Annotated in this window: 8 protein-coding genes; 7 read left to right on the forward strand and 1 reads right to left on the reverse strand. The window is 35.2% G+C overall.

Annotated features, from left to right (window positions below):
- Window positions 1–124: 124 nt before the first annotated feature.
- The 7 genes from tkt to L323_RS36730 all read left to right on the forward strand — a co-directional run bounded on the left by tkt (window position 125) and on the right by L323_RS36730 (window position 7820).
- A complete protein-coding gene (tkt, locus tag L323_RS36700; protein ID WP_020816671.1) occupies window positions 125–2113 on the forward strand; it encodes a transketolase in 1989 nt (662 codons plus the stop codon).
- A gap of 208 nt (window positions 2114–2321) precedes the next feature.
- Window positions 2322–2792 carry a DUF2975 domain-containing protein gene (locus L323_RS36705; protein WP_020816672.1) on the forward strand — a complete coding sequence of 157 codons (471 nt, stop codon included), beginning with the start codon at window positions 2322–2324 and terminating at the stop codon, window positions 2790–2792.
- A gap of 15 nt (window positions 2793–2807) precedes the next feature.
- Window positions 2808–3041 (forward strand): helix-turn-helix domain-containing protein, encoded by a 234-nt coding sequence (locus L323_RS36710; RefSeq protein ID WP_020816673.1) that lies wholly within the window; start codon window positions 2808–2810, stop codon window positions 3039–3041.
- Between the two features lie 33 nt (window positions 3042–3074).
- Window positions 3075–4646: a DUF4153 domain-containing protein gene (locus tag L323_RS36715; protein ID WP_020816674.1), complete on the forward strand. Its 1572-nt coding sequence runs from the start codon at window positions 3075–3077 to the stop codon at window positions 4644–4646.
- Window positions 4647–4654: 8 nt separating this feature from the next.
- Complete coding sequence (locus L323_RS36720) at window positions 4655–5068, forward strand: hypothetical protein (RefSeq protein ID WP_242835322.1); 414 nt, start codon at window positions 4655–4657, stop codon at window positions 5066–5068.
- Between the two features lie 104 nt (window positions 5069–5172).
- Window positions 5173–6468 (forward strand): ATP-binding protein, encoded by a 1296-nt coding sequence (locus L323_RS36725; protein ID WP_020816676.1) that lies wholly within the window; start codon window positions 5173–5175, stop codon window positions 6466–6468.
- Between the two features lie 131 nt (window positions 6469–6599).
- Window positions 6600–7820 (forward strand): M14 family zinc carboxypeptidase, encoded by a 1221-nt coding sequence (locus L323_RS36730; RefSeq protein ID WP_020816677.1) that lies wholly within the window; start codon window positions 6600–6602, stop codon window positions 7818–7820.
- A gap of 287 nt (window positions 7821–8107) precedes the next feature.
- On the opposite strand, the gene helD is transcribed toward L323_RS36730, so the two are convergent.
- Complete coding sequence (gene helD, locus L323_RS36735) at window positions 8108–10390, reverse strand: RNA polymerase recycling motor HelD (protein ID WP_020816679.1); 2283 nt, start codon at window positions 10388–10390, stop codon at window positions 8108–8110.
- Window positions 10391–10503: the final 113 nt, after the last annotated feature.

The following is a 10503-nucleotide window of genomic DNA, read 5'->3' on the forward strand; positions in this document are numbered from 1 at the left end:
GTGTTGAGAAATTTTAGTATTAATTTTTTTATTATATAGTTATAATTTTTGTAATATATACTTATTTTTATATATTTTTGTGTTAATATGTTTAATGTAATAATTATATTGGGGAGGACTAATAATGAGCAAGATAGACACAGCTTCTATTAACACTATAAGGGTGTTGGCTGCAGAAGCAGTTCAAAAAGCATCGTCAGGACATCCGGGTTTGCCACTGGGTGCAGCACCTATAGCCTATACTGTTTGGGCAAAACATATGAAACATAATCCCAAAAACCCACAATGGCCGAATAGAGACAGATTCGTACTCTCAGCCGGTCATGGATCAGCAATGCTTTATTCAATGCTGCATGTGTTCGGTTATGATGTTTCAATGGAAGATTTGAAGAACTTCAGACAATTTAACAGTAAAACGCCGGGACATCCTGAATACGGACATACACCGGGTGTTGAAATTACAACAGGACCACTTGGTCAGGGTATTGCCAATGCGGTTGGTATGGCAATGGCTGAAGAATTTATTGCTGCCAAATTCAACAAGGACGGCTACAAAATAGTTGATAACTATACTTTTGCACTATCAGGAGATGGCTGTCTCATGGAAGGTGTTGCAAGCGAAGCAGCTTCACTTGCAGGTACCTTAAAACTGGGCAAGCTTATATTACTTTATGACAGCAACAAAATTACTATAGAAGGAAGTACAGACATAGCTTTCACTGAAGATGTTGCAAAACGTTTTGACGCATACGGTTGGCAGGTACTTAAAGTTGAAGACGGAAACAGTGTTGAGGACATCAGTGCAGCAGTTGCCAAGGCAAAAGCTGACACAAGTGCACCTTCAATTATTATCATAAATACTCAAATAGGCTATGGCTCACCAAAAGCAGGAAGCTCTTCTGTTCATGGTGAACCCCTTGGAGATGAAGGTCTTGCAAAGACTAAGGAATTCTTGGGAATGTGCAAGGATGACTGCTTCAACGTAAATGAAGAAGTTGCAGCTTACATGAAGGAACTCGTTGATTCGGGTATAAAAGCTGAAAACGAATGGAATGAAATGTTTAAGAAATATGCTGCAGAATACCCCGGTCTCGCAAAGGAATGGGAAATGTGGCATAATGACAGCTACGAAGAAATGCTGCTAAATGATGAAAACTTCTGGAAAGCTGATTCAAAACCAAATGCGACAAGAGCTATTTCAGGAAACCTTATAAATTATCTGGCACAAAGAATACCAAACCTTGTTGGAGGTTCTGCTGACCTTGCACCTTCAAACAAGACTGCTATGAAAGGTGTTGGAGATTTCTCAGCTGAAGATTACAGCGGCAGAAACCTTCACTTCGGCGTAAGAGAACACGGAATGGCAGCTATAGCAAACGCAATGGCTGTATACGGCGGATTAAAACTGTACTGTGCAACCTTCTTTGTGTTCACTGACTATTTGAAGGGTGCTATGAGACTTTCCGCTCTAATGAAATTACCTGTTACTTATGTAATGACTCATGACAGCATTGGTGTAGGTGAAGACGGACCTACTCACCAACCAATTGAACAATTGGCATCTGTAAGAAGTATACCAAACTTTATTGATTTCAGACCCGCTGATGCAAATGAAACAGCTGCAGGTTGGTTTACAGCAATTACCAACCCTTCATCACCTACTTGCCTGGTATTAACAAGACAGAACCTTCCTGTCCTTGATATCGACGGAAAGGTAGCATTAAAGGGTGCTTATACTTTGTTGGATTCAAAGAATGCAACTCCTGAAATCATTTTGATATCTTGTGGCTCAGAAGTTCACATTACTCTTGAAGCCGGCAAACAACTGCAAGCAGAAGGCATTGATGCAAGAGTTGTAAGTATGCCATCAATGGAACTCTTTGATAGACAGTCATCTGAATACAAGGAAAGCGTACTTCCATCATCTGTTGCTAACAGAGTGGCTGTTGAAGCAGCTTCTTCATTCGGATGGCATAAGTACGTTGGATTAAAGGGCGAAGTAATTTCCATAGATACCTTTGGTGCTTCCGGCCCTGCAGACCAGCTATTTAAGCACTTTGGCTTCACAACTGAAAATGTTGTTGCAAAGGCAAAGGCTGTTTTGGCTAAATAAATAATTCTTATATAAAAATACAAAAAACAACCCGAGAAAATAACATATTATTTTCCGGGTGTTTTTTGTTTGCTGAATATACTGAATATCGAAAAGTATTTATCATTATTTAATACTTTTTTTATTGACAAACAATAATAATAGATGTATATTACATTTGGATAGCAGTAAAATAAATATAATAAATTAAAAAAGGTGTGAATTATTTATGGGTTATCAGATACTTGGAAAAAAAGGTTTAAGTCAGCTTATGGAAGTACTCTGCACAGTGTTTCAGGTTTTGGGTGTTATATTGATTGCCAGCTTGCCATGGACTCTAAACTATTACCTTCTGCTAAAAAATACAACTGTAGAACCTAGAATATATTATTCCATGATAGTACTTTTAGTAATATCTGGTATATGTGCTTTTACAATATTAATTCAAGCGAAGAAGGTTTTGCATAATATTAATTCAAAAAGCCCCTTTACATTTGATACGGCCAATCGAATAAAATATATATCCTACCTGTGTTTGCCTGTAGCACTTGCGTATATTATAGGCATATTCTTTATCCCGTCGGTATTCGTTATTCTAGTAGGACTGACCTTTTTATTTTTAGCTGCCTGCATATTTATTATTGCAGAGTTGTTCTATCAGGCAGTTAAATATAAGCAAGAAAACGACTTGACAATATAGATAAGGAGAACCACTATGCCGATTATAGTAAATGTTGATGTAATGCTTGCAAAGAGAAAAATGAGTTCAACAGAACTAGCTGAAAAAATAGGTATAACTACTGCCAACCTATCAATATTAAAGACCAACAAGGCTAAAGCCATCAGATTTTCAACTCTTGAGGAGATATGTAGGGCCTTAAACTGTCAGCCCGGTGATATCCTTGAATACGTACCATCTGAAGAAAAAATCGCAGAAATAGACGAATAGATATATTTTTTAATTAATGAAAGGAGTCATACAATGGAAAATAAAGATCAAATATCCGGAGCTTCAGCCACTCCATTACCCCCACCTTATTATGCAAGTTATGTGCCAAGAAATAAAAAACCTGAATATCATGAATTTAAATCACGCGTTACTTCATCCAAAGGATTAACAATCTCAATCTTGAGCATTATATTATCTATACTGTTTTTAGAAACGATTTTTTTCCAATCACCGGGGATAGCAGCTCCAATATATCTCACTGCCTTTTATTGCAGCATTTATTACTTTTTCAGAGAGAATGCTACTCCCCTTAATAAAGCAGCTGTACTTTTAACCATACCGGCAATGCTAATGGCAGTAAGCTTCTTTATTCATTACAATCCAAGTACCAGATGGATTACATGGCTTACGTTAACCGGAATTATATGCATACAGCTTATTCTTCTTGGCAATTTTCAGATAAACAGCTTATTTTCGCCGGACACACTTGTCAAAGTTATTTCAAACCTATTCGCTAAGCCTTTTACTAATCTTCCAATGCCCTTCAACTCTTTTGGAATACTCAAGAACAAGAAATCTGATACTACTAAAAACATCTTGTACGCCCTAATAGGTATAATCGTGGCTGTACCTGTTGCCGCAATCCTTATGGGGTTGTTTGTTCAAGCAGATGCAGTATTTGCTGCTTCGGTAAGATCATTTAATAACTTCATAGGTTTAGACTTTGACCGGATATCTATAGATTTATTCTTAGGACTTCCGTCAGGTGTATTTCTTGGCGCTGCACTGCTTGGTTTAAAGTATGAAAAACATGAAGAAAAAACCGTAAAAAATTTGGGCAGCTGCATAGAACCTGTAATTACCGGTACTTTCTTAACCATTATAAATATATTCTTGATAGCATTTGTAGGATTTCAGTTCATGTATTTGTTTGGGGGATTAGATAATATAAAAAATTCAGGAATAGGCTATGCAGATTATGCAAGACGAGGCTTCTTTGAACTATGTACTGCATCAGCAATAATATTTGCCATTGCGTTTTTTGTTATAGTTATGACAAAGAAAAAAAACGAAAAACTTTCTATATGGGTAAGCCTAGGAACAGTGGTTCTATGTGCGGGTGACGGCGTATTACTTATATCTGCAGTTAAGAGAATGCTTATGTATATAAGTGCTTACGGTCTTAGTATAAAACGTGTTCTGACACTCTGGCTTATGGCGGTAATTGGATTGTGTTTGCTATGGATGATAATAAAGTGCTTTAAAATCAGGTTGGATGTTACAAAGTGGATTGGATTGACTGTAATAGCAGGTGTGTGTGTATTAAGCCTTACTAACATTGAAAAAATTATTGCAGAATACAATGTAGACAGCTATCTTGAAAATCCTGATGAACCCTCAGTAATATTTTATTTGAATCAAATATCCTATACAGCTGCTCCCCAACTGGAAAAACTGTGGGATTTACCAACGCACCAAAAAACAGAAATTAACTTTAATGAAATAGTAGAAAATAAAAAACTTCAGCTTTCTGTACGAAACAAACTATATGGCTTTACACTGGACAGCATCGAGGCATCAAAGGTACTTAATAAGTCCAAGTAGCTAAGGAGATGGTTATATTGAAGCAAAAAAGTAATATCATATTGGGTATATATGATTTAGTTTTAGGTATAACAGCTATTGTCATAGGCATACAGATGATACAATCCAATAGTGGGATATTCTCTGAATATCCCACGGAATGGCTTTTTAAACTACCTTTTAATAGTTGGGTTCAGCCCGGTATAATTGCAATTCTTTTATTTGGTGCAGGTAACATTTTTTCGGCAATTATGTGCCTTAATGACAGTTTCAATATGTCTTGGCTGTCATCAGCCTTAGTTGGATTAATGCTATTGATATGCGTAATAGCTCAGGTGACAATTCTGGGAGAATGGTACTTGCCTTCTGTTGAATTTTTTGCAGCCGGTATAATCCAAATTTTTATAAGCGGTTATGCTTTAACTACCAGAAAAATATCATAGATTAGTCTTAATAAATTAATCCACTAACTGCCTTTTTTGTTGACATACCCTGTGGTCAGTGCTATAACAGAAATAAAACATAAATAGCAAAGGAACTGCGGCTTATGTATATTAACACAAATGAACTAATCCTGTATAAGTATTTTTACCGTCCTGATATTTTTGAAGACCTTTCGTGGGTTATAAACAATTACCAAAGCAAAGCTTTTTCCAAGGAAAATATAAAGTCAAGACTATACGAGGGTTTGCATAAATTAGTTGAGTTTTCAGTTGACCATGATTTTAGTGGTAATCTGTTTCATTGTTACCTTACCTATGTTCTTATTACAAATGAAAATGCCTTTTCACGGTCTTGTGAGGTATCTGAAAAACCAAGCGGTACAATAAACGAGCTGGTATTAAATGATTTCATTATATTAAAAAAATTATATGACTTTGATTTGTCCTTAATAGACGAAGTTCTCCAAACCCAGTCTTTAAACATCATTAAAAGTTTTGTCTCCTACGACACCGATAAAAATACAAATAATAGTCTGCCATGTTTTAATGAACTCGTAAATAGACTATCATCATCTGAGAATGAACATACATTCTACGAAATAATAACTGACTTTTACAAAAAGTTCGGTGTTGGAAAGTTTGGATTAAACAAAGCATTCAGTGTTATACACTGTGATAGAACTATTGAGCTTAAGCCTATTACAAATACAGAGCAAATACTTCTTAAGGACCTTGTTGGCTATCAACTTCAAAAGAACGAGCTTATTAAGAATACAGAATCTTTTGTACAGGGACGCAAGGCCAATAATGTACTTTTATATGGTGACAGCGGTACAGGTAAATCATCAAGTATTAAAGCCATTTTAAATGAATACTTTAAACATGGTCTCAGAATGATAGAGGTATATAAACACCAAATGAAGGATTTGCCCCTTATTATAGAGCAGATAAAAGACAGAAAATATAAATTTATCATTTACATGGACGACTTGTCCTTTGAAGATTTTGAAACAGATTATAAATATTTGAAGGCTGTAATAGAAGGAGGCCTTGAGGCAAAACCAGAAAATGTACTAATCTATGCTACCTCTAACAGAAGACATATTATCCGGGAGAAGTGGAGTGACAAGAACGACAGGGATGACGACCTTCATACCAACGATACGGTTCAGGAAAAGCTTTCACTATCAGCAAGATTCGGTTTACCGATTCTGTATATAGCTCCCAACAGAAAAGAATTTCAGCAAATTGTTAAAGTACTTGCCGACAAACATCATATCAATATTCCTGAAGAAGAACTTTATCTTGAAGCAAACCGGTGGGAACTTCGCAATGGCGGTTTGTCAGGAAGAACAGCTCAACATTTTATCACGTATCTACTTGGAAAAAATAATAAGTAGCATTTAAAATAGCAAACCGATAGCACTGCTGCCGGTTCTTTTTTATGTGTAGTATTAACTTCTAGCCAAAACAGTAAATATAATATAAAATAATAGTTATTGTAATATTATGTCGTCTATTGGAGGTTTTCATGTCTAAAAGAATAAAGATTTTTCTACTTGCTATAATCTATACACTAACATCCTTGAGCATCTTTTCAGTACAAGCGTCAAAAGTTACATATTCAAAGACTCTTGAACAAATATATAAAAGCAAGGATGTTTATACAGAGACACAGAAACGACTTACAGAGTTTAATAAAAATTACAGCAATATAACATATCTTTTTTCAGCAGGAAAAAGTGTACAAAAGAGAGATTTGTCAGTAATAAAAATAGGAAGCGGCTCTAAAAAGATTTTTATAAATGCGGCCCATCATCCCAGAGAATACATAGGTACAATCCTTACACTAAACCAGATTCAGAATTTACTAGAGGCATACGCTAGTAATGGAAGTATTGACGGTCAAAAAGTCAGGAATCTGCTTGATAATCAAGTAACCTTTTATTTTATGCCGCTGGTAAATCCGGATGGCGTACAGATATGTGTTAGTGGATCTCCATCCTATTACTTTAACGCTAATAAGGTAGACCTTAATCATAATTATGATGCGCTCTGGTTTAAAAAAATTACCTCTACATATTCTACAGGAACTAAAGTATTCTCTGAGCCTGAAACCCAGGCAGTTAGAGATTTATGCCTTAATATAGAGTTTGACCTGACTCTTGCATATCATGCAGCAGGAAATATAATATACTGGTATTTTGGACAAGAAGGAGCAGATAGAACAAGAGACCTGACTTATGCAAATATGCTAAAGACTACAACCGGTTACAGTTTGGTAAGCCCCTCCAACTACAAATCGTCTACTTCGGGATTTAAAGATTGGTGTGTACAAAAATTAAAAATTCCATCCTTTACACTTGAAGTAGGAGGTAAAAGAGGTATTACAAAGCCTGTAGAATGGTCATATTACAGTACAATTTGGAATGAGAATAAGCTTATCCCAGTCAGAATCGCCAAACAGCTGATGACGCAGGCAAAATTTAATAGCGATAAAAAGACCTCATTAATATATAAAAGCAATTTATTTCGTGAAGGACAGATAATATCTTTAGATGGGAAGCAATACATCGCGGAAAAAGATGTTACACTACTTGCAGGAAAGATATCAGACAGTCAGAAAGAGAAACTTAATTTAACAGAAATTTATATAAACAAAATACCCTATATAAATCTGGAAACCTTGGCAGAATGTTTAAAGCTTAACTTCAAATTTGAAAAATCCTCAAACACGGTTTATATTTCATAGATAAAAAATATGACCCTCATCTTAAAAATGAGGGTTTTTTATTATAGGTTATGGTATCTACCTTGGAATATATGGTAATAATGTTTATAAGTTAATATGAAAGGAGTAATTATATGGGAGACAAAGGTAGTACAAAAAAGGCCCCAAAGATGTCAAAAAAAGAGGCAAGAGCAGCAAAAATAGCTACAAGAAGTAATAAGACCAGCGAAAACTCATAAAAACCTTTCTATAAAAATGAACCCTCTCTTGTGATGTAAAATACTACATGAGCCGGGTTCGTTTTTTATTTATTTAAGCAGACTTGAAATTTCTCCTGTGTAATAAATACAAAGTTTATGCAAAGGCCTCGTCATCGCTACATAAAGCAGCTTAATATCAAGATCGCTTGTTGAATAATTTTCGCTGCTGGCATTTGAAATAAGTACCACATCAAACTCCAGACCCTTCGATAGATAAGATGGAACGACTACAATACCGCTTTTGTATTCCTTCTCATTTCCTGTAATAATACTTATATTTTTATCAGCTTTCTTTATCATGGGCAGTATTTGATTACATTCTTCCATAGTTTTGCAGATAACTGCTATTGTTCTATGTCCTTGCCTTTTTGCCAGTACAATCCTTTCAGCTATGTCTTCGGCAACATTATCAATGTCATACTTCTGAATATATTCAACAGGATCCCCATGTCGGATAACAGGTTTTGCACGTACCAAATCCTTATTATCCAGTTTCTCCATAACATTATTAGCAGCCTCCATAATTTCAACAGTGGTTCTGTAGCTTTGTTCCAAGGTTAGAAACTCGCACTTTTTACCCTCGAAAACATTATTAACAATCTCGTCCCAACTACGTACTCCCCTGTAGAAATGAATCCCCTGACATAAATCTCCAAGAATCGTAAAAGAGCTGTCCTTGACAATTTTTTTCATAACATAGAACTGAAATGCACTGAAATCTTGAGCCTCATCGATTACAATATGCCTGACAGGTATCTTCTCATCCATACCGTAAATTTTATATTTTAGATATATAATCGGTGCCAGATCTTCCTGTTCAATCCTTTCACTCTTTAATATATCAAGAGTATAATTCCTAATAAACTTACATGTCTCTTCGTCAGTGTATTTGCCCACAATCCTATCGAAAACTTCAGCATTATTCATCAGATCAACATAGTATTGATATGGACTTAATTTTGGTAGATTGGCTACATAGTCCTTGACTAAAGATTTTGCTGCTTTATCAATCTTCTTTAAAACACGGTCTCTTTTTTCAAAAGCTTCTAGTATACACTTTTGTCTTTCAGACTCATCAGGAATTCCTACCCTTGCCCTTGCTACCTTTTTGTCACACTCAGCATGTATCTGTTGAATAAACTGTTCCTTACTCGTTTTCAACCTTGTTTTAATACTTTTCTTAATCTCATTCATCCTCTGTGCAATAGGCCACATACCATATTGGGTTAGAAACAAATTATTTATTTCTTCATATGAAAAAATAACTTTAGTACCGAGGGTAATATCTTTTTTAGGAATAAAAGATATTTCAATTTCCCTTAAGTATTCATCAATAATATCTTTGAAATCCATGGATGTTTTAAGAATAGACGAACATCTTACAAGATTATTATACTCAATCTGTTCCTTTGTCACATTATGATTAACAAACATATTCAACTTTTCATTTGCATCTGTGAGCTTAAAAATTTTCCCTATAAGCTCCATAGAAAAATCCTCAAAAGTTGTTTGCTTAACCCTTTCAACTCCAAGTTCAGGTAATACCTCCGAAATATAGTTAAGAAAAAGTCGGTTTGGAGCAATAATCATAAAATTTTCAGGATCAAAACTTTTTTCAAATGTATATATAAGATATGCTATTCTATGAAGAGCGATAGTTGTTTTACCACTACCTGCAACCCCTTGGACAATCAGCGGCTTCCACATGGGAGCTCTTACTATTTTATTCTGTTCCTCCTGAATTGTAGAAACAATTTCTTTAAGTCTATTTTCTGCATTTGCTCCAAGATAAGTTTGAAGAAATTCATCATTTGTTGTTATATCTATATCAAAAATTTCATTAAGATTCCCATTATTAATTGAAAATTGCCTTTTTAAAAGAAGCTCTCCATCGATTTTGCCATCCGGGCATTCATAGCTTGACTGTCCGAGTCTGCCCTCGTAATAGAGGTTAGCTATTGGCGCCCTCCAGTCTACAATAACTATTTCCTGGTCCTCATCCCTAGATAGTGACATTTTTCCTATATACAGCTTTTCTGTCCTATCCGAATCATTTTCCTTATAGTCTACCCTGGCAAAATAAGGTTTACCTCTGGCGGTATATAAATTCTTAACCTTTAAAGCCAGAGTATCATGTAGCATCGTATTTACCAGTATACTAGTATAATCCGCACTACTGTCACCGCTCATATGCTTTTGTACACTTTCAAGCTCATTACCTATCTTCTCTCTCTTTTCAAGAGCTTTTTTCAGGCTTTTTTCCACATAGTCCAGAGTATATCTGCACCTTTCAAGCTCTTCCTTATAGGCCGGATGGTTTGCAGCTGACATTATTATTACCCCTCTCTTCTTTAAAATATTAAACAGACTTATATTATATATTTTTAATTAACTATAATCAACCATCCTAACAAATTGCCCAAAAATCTTTTCTAAATTAAAAC

The organism is Ruminiclostridium papyrosolvens C7, from assembly GCF_000421965.1.
Classification (GTDB): domain Bacteria; phylum Bacillota; class Clostridia; order Acetivibrionales; family DSM-1351; genus Ruminiclostridium; species Ruminiclostridium papyrosolvens_A.